Annotated in this window: 18 protein-coding genes; 11 read left to right on the forward strand and 7 right to left on the reverse strand. The window is 63.5% G+C overall.

All coding sequences use genetic code 11. The features are described 5' to 3' along the window. Positions 1 to 11: 11 nt before the first annotated feature. From I6F37_RS16520 to I6F37_RS16535, 4 genes are read right to left on the reverse strand one after another with little or no spacing between them, the layout of a single operon-like run. Positions 12 to 1,040 carry an ABC transporter ATP-binding protein gene (locus I6F37_RS16520; RefSeq protein WP_225151979.1) on the reverse strand — a complete coding sequence of 343 codons (1,029 nt, stop codon included), beginning with the start codon at positions 1,038 to 1,040 and terminating at the stop codon, positions 12 to 14. Further along, positions 1,037 to 2,026 carry an ABC transporter ATP-binding protein gene (locus I6F37_RS16525; RefSeq protein ID WP_225150896.1) on the reverse strand — a complete coding sequence of 330 codons (990 nt, stop codon included), beginning with the start codon at positions 2,024 to 2,026 and terminating at the stop codon, positions 1,037 to 1,039. Before I6F37_RS16525 ends, I6F37_RS16520 begins: the two co-directional genes overlap by 4 nt. Next, on the reverse strand, positions 2,023 to 2,931 hold the full coding sequence (locus I6F37_RS16530) for an ABC transporter permease (protein ID WP_225151981.1): 909 nt from the start codon (positions 2,929 to 2,931) through the stop codon (positions 2,023 to 2,025). Before I6F37_RS16530 ends, I6F37_RS16525 begins: the two co-directional genes overlap by 4 nt. Then, positions 2,931 to 3,872 (reverse strand): ABC transporter permease, encoded by a 942-nt coding sequence (locus I6F37_RS16535; protein ID WP_036014490.1) that lies wholly within the window; start codon positions 3,870 to 3,872, stop codon positions 2,931 to 2,933. Before I6F37_RS16535 ends, I6F37_RS16530 begins: the two co-directional genes overlap by 1 nt. Positions 3,873 to 4,074: 202 nt before the next feature. On the opposite strand from I6F37_RS16535, the gene I6F37_RS16540 reads away from it, so the two are divergent. From I6F37_RS16540 to I6F37_RS16550, 3 genes are all read left to right on the forward strand, one after another. After that, a complete protein-coding gene (locus tag I6F37_RS16540) occupies positions 4,075 to 5,109 on the forward strand; it encodes a LacI family DNA-binding transcriptional regulator (protein ID WP_225151983.1) in 1,035 nt (344 codons plus the stop codon). A gap of 2 nt (positions 5,110 to 5,111) precedes the next feature. Continuing rightward, positions 5,112 to 6,524 (forward strand): amidase, encoded by a 1,413-nt coding sequence (locus tag I6F37_RS16545; protein WP_225151985.1) that lies wholly within the window; start codon positions 5,112 to 5,114, stop codon positions 6,522 to 6,524. An 84-nt stretch (positions 6,525 to 6,608) separates the two neighbouring features. After that, the gene (locus tag I6F37_RS16550; RefSeq protein ID WP_225151987.1) at positions 6,609 to 8,630 is read left to right on the forward strand and encodes a YgiQ family radical SAM protein; all 2,022 of its coding nucleotides are present in this window, start codon (positions 6,609 to 6,611) and stop codon (positions 8,628 to 8,630) included. 101 nt (positions 8,631 to 8,731) lie between these two features. Here the strand turns inward: I6F37_RS16550 and I6F37_RS16555 are convergent, their stop codons facing one another. Further along, positions 8,732 to 9,013 (reverse strand): hypothetical protein, encoded by a 282-nt coding sequence (locus I6F37_RS16555; protein WP_157784098.1) that lies wholly within the window; start codon positions 9,011 to 9,013, stop codon positions 8,732 to 8,734. A gap of 280 nt (positions 9,014 to 9,293) precedes the next feature. On the opposite strand from I6F37_RS16555, the gene I6F37_RS16560 reads away from it, so the two are divergent. The 8 genes from I6F37_RS16560 (at position 9,294) to I6F37_RS16595 (ending at position 19,148) form a co-directional block, all read left to right on the forward strand. Next, the gene (locus tag I6F37_RS16560; RefSeq protein WP_036014492.1) at positions 9,294 to 11,603 is read left to right on the forward strand and encodes a TonB-dependent siderophore receptor; all 2,310 of its coding nucleotides are present in this window, start codon (positions 9,294 to 9,296) and stop codon (positions 11,601 to 11,603) included. A 144-nt stretch (positions 11,604 to 11,747) separates the two neighbouring features. Then, positions 11,748 to 12,488 carry a cobalt ABC transporter substrate-binding protein gene (locus tag I6F37_RS16565; protein ID WP_036014467.1) on the forward strand — a complete coding sequence of 247 codons (741 nt, stop codon included), beginning with the start codon at positions 11,748 to 11,750 and terminating at the stop codon, positions 12,486 to 12,488. Next, a complete protein-coding gene (locus tag I6F37_RS16570) occupies positions 12,485 to 12,766 on the forward strand; it encodes a DUF3649 domain-containing protein (protein ID WP_036014469.1) in 282 nt (93 codons plus the stop codon). The genes I6F37_RS16565 and I6F37_RS16570 overlap by 4 nt, the downstream gene beginning before the upstream one ends. Before the next feature lie 61 nt (positions 12,767 to 12,827). Then, positions 12,828 to 14,393: a PepSY domain-containing protein gene (locus I6F37_RS16575; protein WP_051057174.1), complete on the forward strand. Its 1,566-nt coding sequence runs from the start codon at positions 12,828 to 12,830 to the stop codon at positions 14,391 to 14,393. Then, positions 14,390 to 14,722, forward strand: a complete 333-nt coding sequence (locus I6F37_RS16580; RefSeq protein WP_225151989.1) for a DUF3325 family protein — start codon at positions 14,390 to 14,392, stop codon at positions 14,720 to 14,722. Before I6F37_RS16575 ends, I6F37_RS16580 begins: the two co-directional genes overlap by 4 nt. A 680-nt stretch (positions 14,723 to 15,402) precedes the next feature. Next, entirely contained in the window at positions 15,403 to 16,428 is a 1,026-nt protein-coding gene (locus I6F37_RS16585; RefSeq protein WP_225151991.1) for an acetylserotonin O-methyltransferase, read from the forward strand. A 321-nt stretch (positions 16,429 to 16,749) separates the two neighbouring features. Continuing rightward, positions 16,750 to 17,748: a glycosyltransferase gene (locus tag I6F37_RS16590; protein WP_036014472.1), complete on the forward strand. Its 999-nt coding sequence runs from the start codon at positions 16,750 to 16,752 to the stop codon at positions 17,746 to 17,748. A 353-nt stretch (positions 17,749 to 18,101) separates the two neighbouring features. Further along, on the forward strand, positions 18,102 to 19,148 hold the full coding sequence (locus tag I6F37_RS16595) for a transglycosylase (protein ID WP_036014474.1): 1,047 nt from the start codon (positions 18,102 to 18,104) through the stop codon (positions 19,146 to 19,148). A 99-nt stretch (positions 19,149 to 19,247) separates the two neighbouring features. Here the strand turns inward: I6F37_RS16595 and I6F37_RS16600 are convergent, their stop codons facing one another. Together I6F37_RS16600 and I6F37_RS16605 are read right to left on the reverse strand one after the other, a co-directional pair. After that, a complete protein-coding gene (locus tag I6F37_RS16600; protein ID WP_036014475.1) occupies positions 19,248 to 19,949 on the reverse strand; it encodes a formylglycine-generating enzyme family protein in 702 nt (233 codons plus the stop codon). 72 nt (positions 19,950 to 20,021) lie between these two features. Beyond that, a complete protein-coding gene (locus I6F37_RS16605; protein WP_036041701.1) occupies positions 20,022 to 21,140 on the reverse strand; it encodes an aldo/keto reductase in 1,119 nt (372 codons plus the stop codon).

The raw sequence follows: 21,140 nt of genomic DNA on the forward strand, positions 1-21,140 counted from the left end.
GTTTTCTGTTTCTAGGCAACTGCGTCGGGGGCTACGGCCCGGCCCGGACCCGGCGCGTCGAAGCGTGGCAGCGATCCTGCGTGATGACAGGCGACGGCATGGCCGGGCGTGACTTCAGTCATCGCCGGCGCCGCTTGCGCGCAAATGTCCGTCGCGAACGGACAGCGCGTGCGAAAGCGGCATCCGGACGGCAGCGAAGCGGCACTCGGCACCTCGCCTTCGAGAGCCGCGCGGCGGCGCCGGTTGCGCGGGTGGACCGCAGGGACGGAATCGATCAACGCCCGCGTATACGGATGCGCCGGTGCAGCGAATACGGCCTTCGCCGGCCCCTGCTCGACGATGGCGCCGAGATACATCACCGCCACGTCGTCCGCGAGATAGCGCACCACGGCGAGATCATGCGAGATGAACAGATAGGAGATCCCGATCTCGCGCTGGACATCCTTCAGGAGATTCAGGATCTGGGAGCGGATCGACACGTCCAGCGCCGCGACCGCCTCGTCCGCGACGATCAGCGCGGGATCCGCGGCGAGCGCCCGCGCGATGCCGAGGCGCTGCCGCTGTCCGCCCGACAAATGATGCGGCAGACGTGCGCGAAAATGTTGGGGCAGTCCGACCTGGTCGAACAGACGCGCGACCTTCCGCCGTCGCGACACCGCATCGCCGATGCCGAAATTCTGCAAGGGCTCTTCGACGATCTCCGCCGCGGTCATGCGCGAGTTGAGGCAGGCGAAGGGATCCTGGAACACCATCTGCACCTGCTGGCGCTTCCTGCGCAGCGTCTCGCCGGAGAGATTGCCGAAGTCCTCGCCATTGATGTGGACCGAGCCGGCCGTCGGCCGCAACAGGCGCACGACCATGCGGCCGATCGTGGTCTTGCCGCAGCCGCTTTCACCAACGAGGCAGAAGGTACGTCCGTGCGCGACGACGAAGCTGACGTCGTCGACGGCGCGAAGATCGCGCCGGCCGAACAATCCGAACGGCCCCTGCCGTGAGGTGAAGATCTGGGTCAGACCTGAGACCTCGAGGACGGCGCTCATGCCGGCACCATCGCGCCGGCCTTGCCCAGCCAGCATGCCGTCAGGTGCTCGTCAGCGCCCGACAACAACGGCGGCTCCGAGTGACACACCGGCATCGCCGCGCCGCAGCGCTGGCGAAAGGCGCAGCCCGTGCCGAGCGAGACCGGGCTCGGCACGCTGCCGGGAATCTCGGCGAGACGATCGCGGGTGCCGCTGTTGAGCTGGCCGATCGCCCCAAGCAGGCCGCGCGTATAGGGATGGGCCGCGGCATCGAAGATGCCGTTGACGCCGGCCTGCTCCACGATGCTGCCGGCGTAGAGCACGACGACCCGGTCGGCCATTTCCGCGACCACCCCGAGATCGTGCGTGATCAGGAGCACGGACGTGCCGAACTCGCGACGCAGATCGTCGATCAGGGTCAAGACCTGGGCCTGGATGGTGACGTCGAGCGCGGTGGTCGGCTCGTCGGCGATCAGCAATGCAGGGCGCAGGGCGAGCGCCATCGCGATCATCACGCGCTGCCGCATGCCACCGGAAAGCTGGTGCGGAAATTCGGAGGCCCGTCGCCGCGCATCCGGAATGCGGACGAGATCGAGCAATCCGACCGCCTGCCGCCGCGCGTCCGCCTCGGACACGCCACGATGCTCGACGATCACCTCCGCGATCTGCTCGCCGACCCGCAGCAGCGGATTGAGCGACGTCATCGGCTCCTGAAACACCATGGCGAGACGGTCGCCCCGGAGCTTGCGCAGTTCCTCGGCGCCGAGCGTGACGAGATCGCGCCCCTCGAAGAGGATGCGGCCGGAAGCGACCTGCATGACGCTTCGGTTGAGCAGACCGATGATTGAGAGCGCGGTCAGGCTCTTGCCGCAGCCGCTCTCGCCGACGAGGCACAGCGTCTCACCCGGATCGATCGCAAACGAGACGTTGCGGACGAGCGGCACCGGGGTGCCTCGGGTGTTGAGCGTAATGGAGAGGTTCTCGACGGAGAGCAACGGCGCACTCATCGCATCTCGCCTCCCACAAAGCTCGGATCGAGCAGGTCGCGAAGCGCATCGCCGAGCAGGTTGGCGGCGAGCACCGTCATCGCCAGCATCAAGGCTGGGAAGCCGAGAATCCACGGCGCGATCTGCAGGAACTGCCGTCCCTCCGACATCATGTTGCCCCAGCTCGGCACGTCGGGCGGCGTGCCTGCACCGAGAAACGACAGGATCGATTCCAGGATCATCGCGGAGGCAAAGACGTAGGTCGACTGCACCATGATCGGCCCGGCAGCGCCGGGCAGGATGTGACGATGCAGGATGGTCACGGTACGCCCGCCACAAGTGATGGCGGCCTCGACATAGACGCGTTCGCGCAAACTGAGAACGCTGGCGCGCACCACGCGCGCCATGCGAGGAATTTCCGGGAGGCTGATCGCCGTGACGATCACGATGGGCGAAGCGCCAATCAGCGCCACGAGTGCGATCGCGAGCAGGATCGCGGGGATCGCCATCACCGCATCCATCGCGCGCATCACGATCTTGTCGACGCTGCGGAAATAACCGGCGATGACACCGATGCACACGCCGATCAGCGTGGTGAGAACAGCAACGGCAATGCCGACCGACAGCGAAACCCGCGTTCCCACCAGCGCGCGGGCAAACACGGAACGTCCGACTTGATCGGTGCCGAAGGGCTCCGCCGGCGACGGCGGTTGAAGCCGGTTCAGCGGGTCCAGCGCAGCGGGATCCGCGGTGATCCACGGGCTCACGACGGCCGTCACGCCAAAGGCGAGCAGCAGAACGCAACTCAGAGCCAGTATGGGCTGGCGAACCGGCAGGCTCGCGATCTGCGCAAACCGGTTGACACCGATGTCCGGCGCATCGAGCCCTTCAGCTGCGTGGGTCATCGCCATCGGCTCGTCCTGCATCAGTACCGGATCCGCGGATCGACGACAGCGTAGAGAATGTCGACCACGAGATTGACGACGACATAGACGAAGGCGAACAGCAGGATCAGGGCTTGCACCACCGGATAGTCGCGCCGGAGAATGGAGTCTGCGGTCAGCCGGCCGAGGCCGGGAATGGAAAACACGGTCTCGGTAACGACGACGCCGCCAAGCAGCGCGGCAAATCCGATGCCGACGACCGTGATGATCGGGACTGCGGCATTGCTGAGCACGTGCCGTACGATGATTTTGCGGGCCGCGAGCCCCTTGGCATGGGCGGTGCGGACATAATCTTCGCGCAGCACCTCCAGCACCGCAGCGCGCGTCACCCTCGCGATCAAGGCGATATAGAGGAAGCTCAGCGAGATCGCGGGCAGCACGAGCGAATGCAGGCAGGCCAGCACGCCCTGCGACAGCGGCTTATAGCCCTGCACCGGAAACCAGTGCAGGCCGAGTGCGAGCGTATAGACAAGCGCGAAAGCGACGACGAAGACCGGCAATGAGAAGCCGAGCACCGCCCCCGCCATGGTCAGGCGCGCGACGAGCCCCCTCGGACGATAGGCGGCGACGAGGCCGAGCGGCACGGCGACGACGACCGCAATCGTGATCGTCATGAGAGAGAGAAGCAGCGTCGGCTCGATCCGCTGGGCGACGAGCTGCGAGACCGGGATGCGGCTGAACAGCGACAGGCCGAAATCGCCGCTCAGGATGCGGCCGGCCCATGCGAGGAAACGCGGCAGCAGCGGCAGATTGAGTCCGAGCGCCTGGCGCACCGCCTCCACCTGTGGCGGCGAGGCGAAGTCACCGGCGATCAGCACGGCGGGATCACCCGGCACGAGGCTGAGCAGCAGAAAGACGAATACCGCGACGGCGAGCAGCACGGGGATGGCCGCGAACAGCCGACCGACCACATAGCCGGTCATGCCGAGCGCCTGCAAATGCAGACCGGCGATCGCCGGACGCCATCCAGCCCACGCACCATTGCCTCCCTGGTCTTAGTTAAACGTTTTTCTAATGAAGCACGGAAGCTGGTCTATCGCAACGGTATTGTACACTTCTCATGCTCTTTTGGCTTGCCTCCAGTCAATCCAACCAATACAAAAACGTTTAACAGGAGAATGGTTGATGCCGGCAGGGCCATTGCCCACTATCCACGAGGTCGCCCGGCTCGCCGGTGTCTCCGTGGCCACCGTGTCGAAGACGCTCAACCGGTCGGGCAAGGTGAGCGAGCTCCTCCAGGCGCGCGTCAATGCGGCAGCACGCAAGCTCGGCTATGCACCGCATGCCAGCGCCCGCAGCCTGCGCAGCGGCGCCACGCGCATCCTCGGGCTGCTCGTGGCAGACCTCGCCAATCCCTACTTCCTGAAGCTCGTCGAAAGCATCGAGCGGCTGTCGAGCGCCGCGGGCTATTCCGTCATTCTCTGCAACAGTGCCGAAGACCCCGGGCGCGAGGAGCGGCATCTTGCCATGCTGCTGTCGCAGCGCGCCGACGGCGTCATCGTCATCCCGACCCGGCGCGGCTGGAGCGGACGCCAGGCCGCGCTGGCGGACTTGCCGATGCCGGGCATTCTGGTGGACCGACGCATCGAGGGGCTCGACCTCGATTCGGTCACGACCGACAATGTCGCGCTGGGACGGCTCGCGGCCGAACATCTCGACGATCTCGGCCATCGCCGCATCGCCGTGATCATGGGATCGCCCGAGCATCAGATCGCGCGCCACCGCCTCGATGGCCTCCGAAGCGGCCTGGCCTCGCGCGGCACCACCCTCGACGAACGGCTGATCGAGAAGGACAATTTCTCCGAGGCCGCCGGCCATGCCGCCGCAATGCGGCTCCTGAGGCAGGCGCAGCGACCGACCGCGATCTTCGCCACCAACAATCATCTGTCGCTCGGACTGCTTCGCGCCATTGCCGAGCGCGGTCTCTCGATTCCCGACGACCTCTCCGTCATCGCGGTCGACGAGCCTCCGTGGGCCGGCTTGGTGCGGCCGGGCATGACCATCGTGACGCAGCCATCCGAGGCGATTGCCCAAACCACGGTCTCGACCCTGCTGTCGCGAGTTTCGGAGGGACGTTCCGGCGTCGAGGGAGAGGCGAGATCGATCCAGCTTCAGCCGGCGCTGGTGGTGCGCGGGTCCACCGCCGCGATCCGGACATAGAGATGAGTGATGCGCCCAGCCTTGCGCCTTCCACCGGCATTCTTGCGCTGTCCGCCGTCGACGCCATTGCCGAGATTCGCAAAGGCCATCTGTCACCGCTCGACGTGGTCGATGCCGCGATCGACAGGATCGAAGCGACGGATGCGGGAATCAACGCGATTCCGGTTCGCTGCTTCGAGGCCGCACGGGGTGAAGCACGGCGGCTTATGGAGAAAAAGGCGGTCGGTGAGGACTGGCCCCTGCTCTGCGGACTTCCGCTCGCGGTCAAGGACAACACCGATGTCGCAGGCGTGCCGACCAGCGGCGGCAGCGCGCTGACGGCCCGCGGCGCCCCCGAGATATCGACTCCCGCGATCGATCGTCTCCAGCGCAATGGCGCCATCGTCGTGGGCAAGAGCAATCTGTCGGAGCTCGGCGGCGCCAACACCACCAACGCGCTGTTCGGCGCGACGCGCAATCCGTTCTTTCCTGCGCTGACCGCGGGCGGCTCCTCCGGCGGATCGGCAGCGGCGCTGGCCGCGCATCAGGTCTATCTCGCCCATGGCAACGATGTCGGCGGCAGCCTGCGCACGCCGGCCGCATTTTGCGGTGTTGCGGGGCTGAGGCCCACACCGGGCCTCGTGCCGAGAAAGCCGCTCTCCGATCCGTTCGACACCGTTTTCGTCGAGGGACCGATGGCGCGGACGATTCCCGATCTTGCCTTGATGCTGGATGCGATGGCCGGCTTCCATCCGCCCGATCTGTTGTCGCGCGAGCATCCCGCATCGTTCCGCAACGCCGCCGCACGACCCGGATGGGCGGGGCGCATAGCGGTGTCCGAGGATCTCGGCCTGTTGCCGGTCGATCGGAACATTCGTTCCGCCTTCCGCGGCGCGATCGACCGGCTCCAACCCGCCGGCTGCAGGATGAGCGAGACCGCCCCTGATCTCGCCGGGCTGCCGCGCGTGATCCGCGCGCTACGTGGTCTCGCCTATCTTGCCACCTGGGGCAGGCTTTGGCCGCAATCGCGCGAACGCTTCACGCCTGAGGTCGCCGGCGACATCGCCCATGGCGAAAGCCTGTCCGCGAGAGACATCGCGGCCGCGATGGAGCAGCGGGCGGCGATCTATCGGCGCATGCAGACCTTCTTCAGGGAGTTCGACATCCTGATCTGCCCGACCGTGCAGGTCGCGCCCTTTCCGGTCGAGATCATGTGGCCGGCCGAGATCGAGGGGACCGCATCGAAGATCTACATCGACTGGATCATGATCACCTATGTCTGGTCGATCCTCGGCTGCCCTGCGCTGGCGGTGCCCGCCGGCCGCGATGGAGCCGGCATGCCCGTCTCCTTGCAGATCGTCGGCCCACCGCACAGCGAGGAGCGCCTGATCTCCTTCGCGGCGCGGATCGAGCAGGCGTTTTCCTCGCCATCCTGAGGGAAAGGCGATGTCCCGCGGAACCTGATCTTTCACGCGCCCGTCGGTTGAATTCATCGCCTCGGAGCCCTATGCGTAGGCGCCATGGACACCCAGATGATCACCGCCGAAAAGCCGCTGATGGCCCAGGCGCGCCCGCGCAAGCCGGCGCCGTTCCTCCCCATGAGCCGCGCCGAGATGAACGCGCTCGGCTGGGACGCCTGCGACATCGTGCTGGTGACTGGGGATGCCTATGTCGACCATCCGAGCTTCGGCATGGCGATCATCGGCCGGCTGCTGGAGGCGCAAGGCTTTCGGGTCGGCATCATCGCGCAGCCGGACTGGCATTCGGCGGAGCCGTTCAAGGCGCTCGGCAAGCCAAGAGTGTTCTTCGGCGTCACCGGCGGCAACATGGATTCCATGGTGAACCGCTACACCGCCGACCGGCGCATCCGCAGCGATGACGCCTATACGGCGGGCGGCGAAGGCGGCAAGCGGCCGGACCGCTGCACCATCGTCTACGCCCAGCGCTGCCGCGAGGCGTTCAAGGATGTGCCGATCGTGCTCGGCGGCATCGAGGCCTCGCTGCGCCGGATCGCGCATTACGATTACTGGTCCGACAAGGTGCGCCGCTCGGTGCTGGCCGACGCCAAGGCGGACTTGCTGCTCTACGGCAACGCCGAGCGTGCCGTCGTCGAAGTGGCGCACCGGCTCGCCGCCGGCGAAGCGCCGCGCGAGCTCGACGACATCAGGGGCGTGGCGCTGTTCCGAAAAGTGCCGGACGATTACGCCGAGCTGCACGCCGACGATCTCGATTCAGCCGACGAGGGCGCATCGCGCCAGAAAGGTGCGAGCGTGATCCGCCTGCCGGCGCTGGAGCAGGTCGAGCAGGACAAGGAAGCCTATGCGCGCGCTTCGCGCGTGCTGCACCGGGAGAGCAATCCCGGCAATGCACGGCCGCTGGTGCAGCGTCACGGCGACCGCGACCTCTGGCTCAATCCGCCGCCGATCCCGCTCAGCACGGAAGAGATGGACGCGGTCTACGACCTGCCTTACGCGCGCGCGCCGCACCCGTCCTATGGCGATGCACGCATCCCCGCCTGGGAGATGATCAAGTTCTCGGTGACGATCATGCGCGGCTGTTTCGGCGGCTGCACCTTCTGCTCGATCACCGAGCACGAGGGCCGCATCATCCAGAACCGCTCGGAAGGCTCGATCCTGCGCGAGATCGAGCGCATCCGCGACAAGACGCCCGGCTTCACCGGCGTCATCTCCGACATCGGCGGCCCCACCGCCAACATGTACCGGATGGCGTGCAAGGACCCGAAGGTCGAGGCGGCGTGCCGCCGTCCTTCCTGCGTCTTCCCCGAGATCTGCCCGAACCTCAACACCTCGCATGACGATCTGATCCGGCTTTATCGCAAGGTGCGCGAGACCAAAGGCATCAAGAAGGTGATGGTCGCCTCCGGCGTGCGCTACGACCTCGCCGTCGAGAGCCCCGAATACATCAAGGAGCTCGTCACCCATCACGTCGGCGGTTATTTGAAGATCGCCCCCGAACATACGGAGCGCGGCCCGCTCGACAAGATGATGAAGCCGGGCATCGGCGCCTACAACAAGTTCAAGCGCATGTTCGACGAGGCGGCCGAACGGGCCGGCAAGAAATATTATCTGATCCCCTATTTCATCGCGGCGCACCCGGGCACGACCGACGAGGACATGATGAACCTCGCGCTGTGGCTGAAGAAGAACCGCTATCGCGCCGACCAGGTGCAGACCTTCCTGCCCTCGCCGATGGCGACCGCGACCGCGATGTACCACACCGGCGTCAACCCCTTGCGCGGCGTGCGCCACGGCGGCAGCGACAAGGTCGAGGCGATCAAGGGCCTGCGCCAGCGGCGCCTGCACAAGGCATTCCTGCGCTACCACGACCCCGACAATTGGCCGCTGCTGCGCGAAGCCTTGATCGAGATGGGCCGCCGCGACCTGATCGGCTCGCAGCCGCACCAGCTCGTGCCTGCGCACCAGCCTCCCGGCACCGGCAAGGCCGCCGGCACCAAGCGGCCAATGCGGCCCGGCGGCAAGACGCAGCGGTTCACGACCAAGGGCCTGCGGGTGATGAAGTAGCGGGCGTGAGCCGGATCTGGCACGGTTTGGTGTGGCGTCTTCGCGTCGGCAAGACGAAAGCTCGAAAACAACCCCATGCACAGTAGCCGGGGGCAGCTAGATCAACGGCTTACGAGCGCGATGAGATCGGCGCGAACATCGACCGCAAATCGAGGCATGATCGGCCTGGGGAGACGGTCAATTTCCGTTTTTGCGAAATTCGCTTGATCGTCGGGCAAAACAGGCGTATGATGCCACCATCGCGGAACGTGGATGAGACGAACCCGTCCTGCTGCTCCGTATCGATAGCTTGAGCTCACCGCGCCGCGCCCGAATTTCTCCGGCTTGGCTTGCAGGTTCGCCACGAGCGCCGAAACTCCGCGCTCGGTCGTGTTCTTCTTCATGCGTTTCATCGCCGGGGCAAGCTCCGCGTAACAAAGCCGTTAATTAGAAGCGCTCTAACAACTGATCCAAGACGCGATCGAATCACCGCTGCAAGAATCGCCATCACCAAAGAGACCGATGCGCGGTCGCAGCTTGCGCAATCGTACTCGTGACAAATCGTCGCGATGATTGCGCAAACGCTGCCGCTGCGCACCAGACTATAGAAGTTCTAATTTCGCTGCGTTGCTTCTGATGTTTCGAGCCCCTAGCAGACGATCTGCTGAGTAATTGGGGGCGTTGGTGAGTAACATTCAGAACTACAAGAGCCGCCTGCTTGTCGGAGCGGCCGTCGGTACGTTTTCGCTCTGTCTGACGGGCGCCGCGGTGACGGAGAGCAGCGCGCAGAGTTCCGCACCGCAAGCGTTGCCGGCGGTGACGGTCGACGCGACTCAACAGCGCGCGCGCGTCACGCGCAACGCGCAGCCGCGCGGAAACGTCCAGCGCGCTGCACGCGATGCGCGGAGGCCAGCCGAACAAGCTCCGTCGAATGTTCCGGTCACCACGATGGGAAGCACGCGGACACTCGGCGCTCCGGCCCCTGCCTATGCCGGAGGTCAGGTTGCGCAGGGTGGGACCCTTGGCCTGCTGGGCAACGTGAGCGTCATGAATACCCCGTTCAGTGTGGTCAACTACACCTCGCAATTGATCGAGAACCAACAGGCACGGACGGCGGCGGATACGCTGATCAACGACTCGTCGGTTCGTCTCACCACCGGACCCAACGGGTTCGATGACACGTTCCAGATTCGCGGTTTCCCCGTTGCCGCGACGGACGTCGGCTTGAATGGACTTTACGGTCTGGTGTCCTCCAGTCGCGTTCCCGCCCAGATCATCGAGCGCATCGAATTGCTCAAGGGGCCCGGGGCACTCATCAATGGCATCGCGCCTGGCGGTACGGTCGGCGGCGCCATCAACATCCTCACCAAGCGCGCCGGGGAAATCCCCTTCACGCGTGTGACGCCGTTCTTCATGAGCGCCGGCCATTATGGCCTTCACGTCGAGACCAGTCAGCGCTATGGCGAGAACAAGGAGTGGGGCGTCCGCTTCAACGGCGTCGGCCGCAACGGCGAAGCCACTATCGACAATGGCAATTGGAGGAGTGGCCTCGGCGCGCTGGGTGTCGATTATCGCGGCGAGCGCCTGCGCTGGACGGTCGATGCGATCTCGCAGAACGACGATACCGAGAACTTCCGTCCGCAGATTGGCATTCGAACGACGGTACCGTTCATTCCGGCTCCACCGGACCCGCGCAGCACCTGGTATCCAGGCACATTGCTGAAGCAGCGGGACAATACGATTGCCACGGCGCTCGAGTATGACCTGTCCCAGTCGATCACGGCGTATGCAGGCATCGGTTACCGCGACGGCGAGATCTATCAGACATTCCCCGACTCCCGCGTCACCGGTTTCCCGAGCGGTGCGGACGCCTTCGGTAATTTCCGGCTGATCAACGCCTACTACGATTCCTACAGCAAGACGACGAGCGGCAATGCCGGCATTCGGTCGCGCTTCGATGTGGGTCCGGTCACGCACAGGGTGAACTTCGCCTTTACCGGCTACTACCAGGAAAACGGCAACGCCTACGTCGCCAACACTCCGGCACAGTCGGTACCCTCGAACATCTACAATCCGGCCCCGCTGCCGGTGGTCACCGGCGCGCGTCTTCCGCCCCGGCTGGCCAACGAGATCCTGCTGCGCAGCTTTGCGCTCGCGGACACGATGTCGGTGCTGGATGAGAGGGTCCTGCTCACGCTCGGTGCCCGCCATCAGCGGGTCGAGCAGGATGCTTTCAGCACCACGACGGGGCTCAAGACCAGCGATTATGGCGCGGAGGCCGTGACGCCTCTGGCCGGTCTCGTCGTCAAGCCGCTGCAGAACGTGTCGCTCTACGCGAACTACGCCGAAGGCCTCAGCCAAGGTGTCATCGTTCCCGCCGGCTTTGCAAATACCGGGTCGATCCTGGCGCCCTACAAGTCCGAGCAGCAGGAAGCCGGCATCAAGGTGGACTGGGGCACCATCACCACGACGGCAGCGGTGTTCCAGATTGCACGGCCGAGCCTGGTCACCACTGCCGGGAACGCCCGCGCCTACGACGGCGAACAGCGCAACCGCGGCCTCGAACTCTCGGCTTATGGTCTTCTGCTGCCCGGCCTGCGCGGCATGGCGGGCGTTACGTTCCTGCGTCCGGAGCTGACCAATCCGGCCACGGCCTCGGAGCGCGGCAACGATGCCGCCGGTGTTCCGAACGTGACATTCTCGGGTGCCCTCGACTGGGATGCACCGTGGGTGACAGGCCTTTCGTTCAACGGGCGCGTGATCCACACGGGCGGCTCCTACCTGACGAATGCCAACCTGGCGTGGCAGCGCTTCCCCAGCTGGACTCGCTATGACATCGGTGCGCGTTACGCGACCGTCCTGAACGGCCGCCCGGTGACGTTCCGTGCCAATGTCGAAAACCTGTTCGACAAGCGATACTGGCTGACCAGCGGCGGTTTCCAAACCGTTGGCGCCGGCCGCACCTTCCTGCTGTCGGCGGCGTTCGATCTCTGATCGAACATCCCCGATGGCCGCAGCAAGGTCATTCGCGATGGATGATCTCCAGCTGTGCCGAGCGTCTTAACATCGTCGGATCGCCGGGGCCTCGCGCGCCGGCGATTTCACGTCACATACGGATTGTGTTTCGAGGAGTCTGTCATGATCAGGAGTTTTGCCGTCGTGATTTCCCTGCTTGCCGCAGTCTTGCCGGCGCAGGCGCACCAGATCTGGATCGAGCAGGCCGACGGCCAGAACGCGATCGTTCGCTTCGGCGAATATGGTGAGAACCTTCGCGAGGTCTCGCCGGGCCTTCTCGACAAGCTCGGCAAGGTGACGGGCACGCTGATCTCGGCCAAGGGTGAGTCCAAGGGTGAGCAGAAGTCCGATGCGACCAAGAGCGGTGACGGCTTCAGGCTGCCGTTCTCGGCCGCCGCAGGCGACACCATCGTGGCGGAGGACGCCAGCTATCCGCTCTACGTCCGGAAACAGCCGGGCAAGGACGTCAACAATTGGTTCTATCCGGCGGCCCGCTACATCACCAGCTTTGCCGCGCAGCAGCCGAAACTGGTGTTCGATCTCGTGCCGACCGGCCAAGAAGGCCAGTTCAAGCTCGTCTTCAAGGACCAGCCCAAGGCCAAGACCAAGGTCACGCTGATGACGGAGTCGGGCTGGCAGAAGGAAGCCCACACCGACGAGCAGGGCCACGTGACGTTCGATATGCCGTGGAAGGGCGTCTATGTGGTCGAGGTCAGCTTCAACGACAACAATGGCGGCGAACGCGCCGGGACGAACGGCACCGAAAGGTACGATGCGGTAAGCTATTCCACCACCGTAACCTTCGTGAACGCCAAAGGCCTGGCGCCGATTCCGGCCGGGCCACCGGCAACACCCGCTAAATGAACGCGCTGATCCGACAGGTCTGGGCGACGGGGCCGCTGATTTCCCGCATCATGGCGGCGGTGTTCGGCGGCTATGCATTGGCAGCGCTTGCGAGCGTGGCTGTGCTGGCATTGCCCATGAGCAAGCCGCAGGCGGTGCTCACGGGCATGCTGGCCAGCTTTGCCATTTACGCAGCTGCCGTGATCTGGGTTTTTGCCGCGCGCAGCGCGTGGAAGTCATGGGCGGGCTTGATCGTCGCGGCCGCGGTGCTGACGCCGCTGGCCTGGTCCGTTGGCTGAGGGCCGGCGCGTGAAAGCCGACAAGGAGGCACAGAGGGCGGGCCGCGGTATCCGCCAAAGCATGTCCGGTCTGCACACCTGGGCGGGGCTCCTGCTCGGCTGGGTGCTCTACGCCATGTTCCTCACGGGCACGGTGTCCTACTTCAAGGACGAGCTTTCACAGTGGACGCGGCCGGAATTGGCGCGGCTGTCGCAAGTTCCTGATCAGGCCGCAGTGGCGCAGCGGATCGCCGATGAACTCGGCAACGTCGCCGCCGGAAGTTCGCAGTGGAGCATCCGACTGCCGGACGGCCGCAACAACAGCGTTTATGCGTTCTGGCGGACGCGTGGCCAGGGCCAGCGCGCGTTCGGCGAGGCCAATTTCGATCCCACGACCGGTCAGAAAATCTCCTCGCGTGAGACGTTGGGCGGCGAGTTCTTCTTCCGCTTCCACTTCCAGCTTCACTACTTGCCCGTGGTGTGGGGACGATGGATCGCCGGCATCGCCGCGATGTTCATGCTCGTCGCCATCATCAGCGGCGTCATCACCCACAAGAGGATCTTCGTCGATTTCTTCACCTTCCGCTGGGGCAAAGGCCAGCGCTCGTGGCTGGAGGCTCACAACGCGCTGTCGGTCTTCGGATTGCCGTTCCATTTCATGATCACCTACACCGGCCTCGTGACGCTGATGGCGCTCTATATGCCCTGGGGCGAGAACGCGGCCTTCAAGACGCCGGCCGAGCGCCAGCAGATGACCTCCGAGCTCAGCGTCTTTATTCAGCCCGGCAAGCCCAGCGGACAAAGCGCTCCGCTGGCATCGGTCGAAGACATGGTGCGACAGGCGCAGGAGCGCTGGGGCAAGGGCAATGTCGGACGCGTGACCTTCGTTCATCCCGGCGACGCCGCCGCACGTGTGGCGGTGGCACGCGGAGAGGCTGGCCGTGTTTCGATGAGCCCGCAATATATGGAGTTCGAAGGCACCACCGGCAAACTGCTGAACGTCCGCGACAGCGTCGGCGCCGCCGCCGAAACCCGGGGCGTACTCTATGCGCTCCATCTCGGGCGCTTCAGCGACACCCAAACGCGATGGCTGTATTTTCTCGTCAGCTTCATGGGCACGGCCATGGTGGGCACCGGCCTCGTGATGTGGACCGTCAAGCGGCGCAGCCGGCTGCGCGATCCGGAGCGCCCGCATTTCGGCTTCCGTCTCGTCGAGCGCCTGAACATCGCGAGCATTGTCGGCCTGTCGATCGCGATGACGGCGTTCCTGTGGGCCAACCGCCTTCTGCCGCACCCGATGGAAGCCCGCGCCGACTGGGAGATCCATGCATTCTTTGCGGTCTGGGCTCTGACGCTGCTCCACGCCCTGCTGCGTCCGGCCAAGGCGGCCTGGATCGAGCAATTTTGGACGGCGGCTGCGCTGCTCTTCCTGTTGCCCGTCCTCAACGCGCTGACGACGCAGCGGCCGCTGTGGCACAGCCTGGCGCAAGGCGACTGGGTGTTCGCCGGCATCGACGTGACGTGCTGGGCACTCGCACTGCTCCACGTTGTTCTGGCTGTTCGCACCGCCCGGAACCGATCCATTGTGCAATCGAAGCGCATGCCGCAGGTGCCGGTCGCCATTGCTTCAAGCGGTGCGGCAGAATGATCCATCTGCTTGCCCTTGGGCTGTGTCTGGCGGGCTTTGCTGCGCTCGCTTTCGCCACGCACCGCCAGCAGCGCGATATTTTCGGCAAGGCGCTGCCGCGGGTGACGACCTATGGACTTCGGGCTGCCGGTGCAGGGGTGCTGCTGCTGGCGCTCGGCATCCTCGTGGCCGCAAAGAGCTGGAGCGTGGGCCTCGTGATATTCAGCGGTCACACCACGATGGCTGCCGCCATCGTGTTTTGTGCGCTGATCGGGTGGGGAAGACTGGCTGCCCGCACGGCGCGACGTCGACAGAATGATGCTCGCGTCCGCTCCGTCACTCGACGTTGAAGGTATTCGTTTCGTGATCAAGCTGGCCAGAAACGGTTGTGGATGCGGCAAATAGATGGTCGTGACTTTGTCTGCTTCTGGTCCAAAGCTGACCTTGCCGCGCTGCCTGCCTAGCGTCAGCTTTTGACCCGAAGCCGACTCTTTGTGATCATCGCCTCCAGTCCGCTTGGAAATGCCTGCCAAAGGCGGACCGAACGTCCGCGACGGTGGTCGACTTCGTTAGGCTTTGATCCAAAGCCTCTCGGTGCGAGAGGTGGATAACCACCTTACGCAACCACGTAAGTCGCACATCCGCAGCGCGAGACCAGATGCCGAAAGGTAAGAAGAAGTTCTGACCATGCACATGCACCTGCGCTTTTCGTCAGCAACTGAATTGCATCAGGTTCAAATTGGGCGAATGCGACCAGAAGCGATTCCGGGGACATTTACTGATCCTAACGCCAGATTTGGACATATCAGGCGCCCATTGCCCGTAGCGAAAAAGAAGCCGCCGCGCACTCAGGACGACGATCCAGCCTGGGCGATCTCTGCCCGATAGAGGATTACCCGAGTCGATTATTGACCCGAACCGGACATCGACCTGAGCGGGATGTCTACATCGAACGACAAACACTGCACCCTCGGCTAAATTATCATCCCTTACCGGCACTTCAGGTCGTGATATTGAGACCACGGGCGCCGTGAGGCGGCGGCTGTTTGAAAGGAAAGCTATGTATAGTCCTTCTCAACAACTCATTCACCTGGGCCTTGGCTTCATGGTCTCCCAAGCCTTGCGCGTTGCGACAGATCTCAACGTTGCGGATCGCTTGGTCGCCGGAGAGCGGAGCGTCGACGATCTGGCGGAGGAAACGCATTGTCACTGCGATGCGCTCTATAGGATTATGCGGCTTCTCGCCGCCGAGGGGGTCTTTAGCGAAACCTCGGCCCGCCGTTTCCAACTCACCGAATTGGGCGCAGCCTTGCTTTCCGATGCGCCCTCAAGTCCCCGCGACCTGATCCGAATGATGAACAGGGAGCCCTATCTCGCCTTCGCTCAGCTCACTCATTCAGTGCAAACGGGTTTGCCGACGTTCGAAACCGTATTTGGAAAGCCCAGGTTCGATTGGCTGGCGGACCATCCGGACGCGGCTTCGCTATTCCAGCAGGCGATGATCGCGCTTAGCCAAGGCGCCAATGAAGCTGTAGCAGAGGCGTGTGATTTTGGTGCGTTTTCTCAGATTGTCGATGTCGGCGGCGGCCATGGACAGCTGCTTTCGGAGATCCTAAAGAGACACCCTCACCTTTCCGGCATATTGTTTGACCTACCGGCGGGGGTTGAGGCAGCGCGGGCTGATGCGGCAAGTTTCCCGCCACAGACCTCGTTCGTGGCCGGCAATTTCTTCGACGCCGTTCCAGCCGGTGCGGACGTCTATATCATGAAAAAGGTCATTCACGATTGGAATGACGAGCAAGCGGTACGCATCCTGCGCAATTGCCGAGAGGTAATGAAACCCCACGGACGAGTGTTAATTGCGGAGACTATTATTCCCCCGGGAAACGAACGAAATACGATCAAGCTAATCGATGCGAACATGCTTGTCGTTACGGGGGGCGTCGAGCGAACCGAGAGCGAATTTGCCGCTTTGCTTGCCGCCGCAGGTCTGCGGCTTGAGCGGGTCATTTCGACCGCCCGGGCGATCTCAGTTCTTGAGGCAAGCCGAGCCTGAAGTCTTCGAAAAAGCATCGGGTCATACATGCGCAACGAACCTTTAGATCGTCGAAACCTCTGCATGTCAGCCTTTGGCCCATCGCTGCGGCATCCCACGACCGAGGATATGTCGGCTGTCAGAGGTAGACCGGGCCTAACCTAAGCCGGGCCGGATCGCCGCGATTGACCCATTGCGGCCTCCGTGTTGCCAAGGAGGGGATGTGCCATCGGCAGCGTTGGAGCGGATGAGCTGGCCGGTGCCAGCCGGCCCGGAACGCTTTCAATAGTATTTTCTTGAACAGATGGATCGACGCTCGATCGTCGGTGGAATCCGACAAAAATGAGCTCCGTAGACGTCGTTGTTCCCTGCTTCAGGTATGGGCACTTCCTGCGAGAGTGCGTCGAGAGCGTTTTGACGCAATCCGGTCCCGAGTTGCGCGTGCTCATCATCGATGATGCGTCACCTGACAATACCGCGGAAGTTGCGCAAGAGTTACGGTGCTCCGATCCCCGCGTCGATTACCGCAGGCACATCTGGAATCAAGGTCTCATCGCGACCGCCAACGAGGGCATTGCCTGGGCGAGCGCCGACTATATGCTTCTGCTGTCTGCGGACGACTACCTGCTGCCCGGTGCCCTGTCGACATCGGTCGATCTGATGGACAATCACCCTTCTGTCGCTTTCACCTTCGGAGGCGCGGTTGTTCTAGACCAGCGCGGGGATCATCCATTCTACAGAAGCTATTATGGAACGGAAGTGGATCTCCGAACGCGCATCTTGTCCGGACTCGAGTTCATCACTCTTAGTCGTGCACAATGTATTGTGGTGTCACCGACCGTCGTGGTTCGCACGAGCCTGCAGAAAAAACTGGGCGGGTATCTAGCAGACTTGCCCTACGCCTCCGACATGGAAATGTGGATGCGGCTCGCCGCACATGGCGACGTCGGATTCATTGGTGCGGACCAGGCCGTGTATCGATACCACTCAGTCAACATGTCGAGTGAGCCTTCACCGGAGCTAAACCTGCTCCAACGCAAGGCGGCTATCGAACATTTCCTGAATGGCGGCGCCGCGATGCTGACAAACGATCTCAGGAACTGGTTGACCCGCCAATTGGCACTTGACGCGATCGTCCGCGCAAGCATTGCCTTCAACGAAGGAGCGATAGACACCTCAGCACGCCTTGCCGAACTTGCGTTGAGTATTGACCCAAGCGTTCAACATTCACGTCGTTGGTGGTTTCTTGCCTGCAAGAAGGTGCTTGGATTGCGAGGATGGCAGCTGGTGCGGCCTTCAGTTGAGTTGTTCAGATCCATCTTCCGGAACGAGCGGCGCTGAGTAGCCGAGCTCGCCGCGACGCATAGGCTGCCCGCTAGAGCCACTGGCGCATCATTTCCGCTTCTGGCCCGTAGCCGAAGGTTCCGGTGGCTGTCGGCGCGTCGGTTGCGGGGTGTAGCGCGGAAGCCGCTGAGATCGGATCCCATTGCCAGCATGTGCGCCCATGGCCGACCCACGAGCGTCCTCCGCCAGGAGCCGCTTGTGGCCCAAGAGGGACATATCGGGTTGCGAAGCAGAATGCCTGCTCTCGTTCACCACATTTAAACCTTAAGATTGTACGAAGAGTGCTCACCCACGGGCCGCAGGACCATGCCAACAGCCTTCGTACAGAAGCCATCCGGTGACTTCGGGCAATGAAGGCCTGGCAGACCAGCTGCATCGTGGCTGTTCTCGCATCCGTGGGACTCTTTCTGGCCGCCGCTAACAGACCGGCCCCGACGTTGCCGGATCTCATGTCGGAAGCGGCAGCGAGCATACCGGCTGCAGCAAGCACAGCGGCCCCTGTGAACATAGTGACGCCTGCGGCGTACGCAGACGCAGCCGCCAGACTTGCGGCGGCGCTTCGGGCGGAACGAGCAGAGCCGGGCGCGGTGACGTCAACAGCTTCCGGGCCGCTGCGCACGGAAGCCGAGATTGTCGATGAACCCGTCGCGCCAAAGTTGGCCTCGTTGGGACAGGATGTCGTCCAATCGCTGCCGCCGGAACGCGATGCGTCCAACGGTGCGCCGAAAGCGGCGTCGACGCGGGATTTCCGTCATCTGGCCTACTACGTCTGGTCCGAACTGCCGCCCGCCGAGAAACCGGCGGAGATCGTCTTGCGTGCGTTCAGGGACATTCCGCTGGGAACGCCGACCGAAGAAATCAAGCGCGCTGCCGACGCGTTTGGTCTCGATTTCAATTTCATGATGGCGGTTGCCAAGATCGAATCCGGTTTCAACCCCAATCAACGCACCGGGTCCTATATCGGGCTGTTTCAGCTGAGCTATTATGAGTTCGGGAAGTTCGGCTTCGGGCAGATTCGCAGTCCGCGGGATAACGCCGTCGCCGCCGCCTACAAGATCATTACCGAGGGCGTCCTGTTCGAGTGGATCACCCACCGTAAGCCGGACATGAGCGATCTCTACCTGATTCATCAGCAGGGCTGGGAAGGCGCCGCCGAGCACATCAGCCGGCCCGCTCGCGCCGCGTGGAAATCGATGTGCGCCACCAGCGAAGGCAAGGAGAAGGGTGAGCGGTGGTGCAAACGCGCGATTTGGGGCAATGCACTTCCGGCCTTCAAGCGCACCTGGAAATCGGTCGACAACGTGACGTCAGAAGCGTTCGTCGGCATGTGGCGCGGCCGGGTCGCCGAATTCTACACGAAATATGTGGCGACTGCTGCGGCGGCGGCAAACCAATAAGTCGGTCGTCGGCAGCGCCGCGCATGCTTGCTTGTCTTTAGCGCAACTCGCCGGCCGTCGGCCTTTACCCAGGGTGTGTTGGGCCCTCACCTGAACGGGCTATTGAGCCGTGTAAACGCAACGAAACCCGATATAGACCGCGTGAAAGTCGGCCGATTTCCACTGTACGGCTGACGCTTTTGTCTTGTCCGCACCGTACCACCACGACCCGCCGGCCGTCAGTGCCTCATCGCCCCGCCGATCCGCGAGCCATTCCCAGACATTGCCACCCATGTCGTACAGACCGTTGACACCCCGCTTGGTGGTACCCACGGCTGCATGCCGCGGCCAGCGATCTCTATCGGATGTGTTCATGCCGTCAGGTCTATCGCCGACAGGATAAGGATAGGTGCGTCCATTTACGAAATCGTCGGTAGGATTCGCACGCGTTTCGGTATAGGCGGCTCTTTCCCATTCTTCCAGGGTCGGCAAGCGTCCGCCCACGGCTAAGCAGTAGTCACGAGCTTCGTTCCACGACACATGCACCGCCGGCTCATCGTCGCTGCCCGGTTCTCCGAAAGGTGTCGCCCATGTCCAGCCGCGGCGACGGATCCAGCCGTCCGCGAATTCGTGTCCGCCTCCCTCCTGTTCGGCCGCGGTCTTCAGAGCTTTGTCAGCCGCGAAATTGCGAAACTGGCCGATCGTGACCTCGGTCCGGTCGATGGCAAACTTGCCCAGATTCTCGCGTTGGGCAGGATCGGCGAATGCAACGCCGGTAACGGCCATCAAGCCACATCGCAAAGCAATCGAGCGCCATTTCATGTATGAACTTCTCCTGTATTGCTTCCAGGTGAGAAGGGCAGGCGTCGACCCTGCGCGCCTGCCATTCATCGATCAACTCATGCGCTGACGCAATGCCGCCTGCGAACGGCGGATGACGCCCTGGTACATGCTCTGCTTGTCAGGATACCATTGCATCGACGCGAGATTGGCGAAGCCGGGAATGCTTTCCATATGCCGTGCCATCCGCTGCCGCATGGATTGATCCGGCTGAGGACCGCGCAGCGCGCCGACATTCTCGGCCGCGTGATCCGGGTTCGATGTCGCGGCAAGAACGGTCGTCACCGCCGGATGGCCCATGACCCATTTGATGAAGAACTGCGACCAATTCTCCGCAGCGATATCGCGGGCAAAATCGGGCAGCGGCCGGCCCTCGACGATCTTGTGCAAGCGGCCTTTTTCGAGCGGCATATTTGTGAGCACGCCGACGCCCTTGTCGCTCGCCGCGCGAAGGACGCGCTCCTCGGCGTGACGATTGAAGATCGAATAGTTGACCTGGATGATGTCCACCAGATCCTTGTCGATCAAGCCTGCGAGAATGTTGTGATAGTCATTCTCGTGGACCGAGGCGCCGACATAGCGAATCCTGCCCTCTCTCTTCCATACGCGCAGCAGTGGCACGATCGCGTCGACATTGACCAGGCTGTGGCAGTGGAGCACGTCGATCTTGTCGCGCCACAGCCGAAGCCTCGACTGCTCCATGCTGGCCAAGGCGTGGCTTTCGTCGGCCAGGTAGTCGCCGGTCGACCAGATCTTGTTGCTGATGAACATCTGGTCCGTCACGCCCATCGCGCTGAGAAATCCACCGACGCTGACCTCGCCGGTACCGTAGAGCGGCGATGTATCGATCACCCGGACGCCGGCATCTATATATTTCCTGGTGACCTCTCGCAGCGCGTCGCGATTGCTGCCGGGCAGCAGGTCAAAAGTCAGAAACGTTCCCAGTCCGAGCGCGGGCAGACTTTCGTTGGTGCGGCCGATCGTTCGGGTGAGTACCGGCCCCGCCGCAGGCGCACGCGATGCAGTGCCGGCTGGCGCTTGCGCACTGGCGCTCGAAACGCCGACCGCAGTTGCGTGAACAGCTGTCGCCGCGATGGCGCCCATCGCGGTGGCGGCGCCGAGAAACTGGCGGCGATCGGTCGCCGTCGGCCAATCCTGTGGTGTCTTATCCAT

Origin of the sequence: Bradyrhizobium sp. NBAIM08 (assembly GCF_020193935.1) — a bacterium.
Classification (GTDB): Bacteria; Pseudomonadota; Alphaproteobacteria; order Rhizobiales; family Xanthobacteraceae; genus Bradyrhizobium; species Bradyrhizobium yuanmingense.

Coding starts and splice junctions, on each gene's coding strand:
- I6F37_RS16520 (WP_225151979.1), bottom strand. CDS start 1,040: ATGAGCGCCGTCCTCGAGGTCTCAGGTCTGACCCAGATCTTCACCTCA.
- I6F37_RS16525 (WP_225150896.1), bottom strand. CDS start 2,026: ATGAGTGCGCCGTTGCTCTCCGTCGAGAACCTCTCCATTACGCTCAAC.
- I6F37_RS16530 (WP_225151981.1), bottom strand. CDS start 2,931: ATGCAGGACGAGCCGATGGCGATGACCCACGCAGCTGAAGGGCTCGAT.
- I6F37_RS16535 (WP_036014490.1), bottom strand. CDS start 3,872: ATGACCGGCTATGTGGTCGGTCGGCTGTTCGCGGCCATCCCCGTGCTG.
- I6F37_RS16540 (WP_225151983.1), top strand. CDS start 4,075: ATGCCGGCAGGGCCATTGCCCACTATCCACGAGGTCGCCCGGCTCGCC.
- I6F37_RS16545 (WP_225151985.1), top strand. CDS start 5,112: ATGAGTGATGCGCCCAGCCTTGCGCCTTCCACCGGCATTCTTGCGCTG.
- I6F37_RS16550 (WP_225151987.1), top strand. CDS start 6,609: ATGGACACCCAGATGATCACCGCCGAAAAGCCGCTGATGGCCCAGGCG.
- I6F37_RS16555 (WP_157784098.1), bottom strand. CDS start 9,013: ATGAAGAAGAACACGACCGAGCGCGGAGTTTCGGCGCTCGTGGCGAAC.
- I6F37_RS16565 (WP_036014467.1), top strand. CDS start 11,748: ATGATCAGGAGTTTTGCCGTCGTGATTTCCCTGCTTGCCGCAGTCTTG.
- I6F37_RS16570 (WP_036014469.1), top strand. CDS start 12,485: ATGAACGCGCTGATCCGACAGGTCTGGGCGACGGGGCCGCTGATTTCC.
- I6F37_RS16575 (WP_051057174.1), top strand. CDS start 12,828: ATGTCCGGTCTGCACACCTGGGCGGGGCTCCTGCTCGGCTGGGTGCTC.
- I6F37_RS16580 (WP_225151989.1), top strand. CDS start 14,390: ATGATCCATCTGCTTGCCCTTGGGCTGTGTCTGGCGGGCTTTGCTGCG.
- I6F37_RS16590 (WP_036014472.1), top strand. CDS start 16,750: ATGAGCTCCGTAGACGTCGTTGTTCCCTGCTTCAGGTATGGGCACTTC.
- I6F37_RS16595 (WP_036014474.1), top strand. CDS start 18,102: ATGAAGGCCTGGCAGACCAGCTGCATCGTGGCTGTTCTCGCATCCGTG.
- I6F37_RS16600 (WP_036014475.1), bottom strand. CDS start 19,949: ATGAAATGGCGCTCGATTGCTTTGCGATGTGGCTTGATGGCCGTTACC.
- I6F37_RS16605 (WP_036041701.1), bottom strand. CDS start 21,140: ATGGATAAGACACCACAGGATTGGCCGACGGCGACCGATCGCCGCCAG.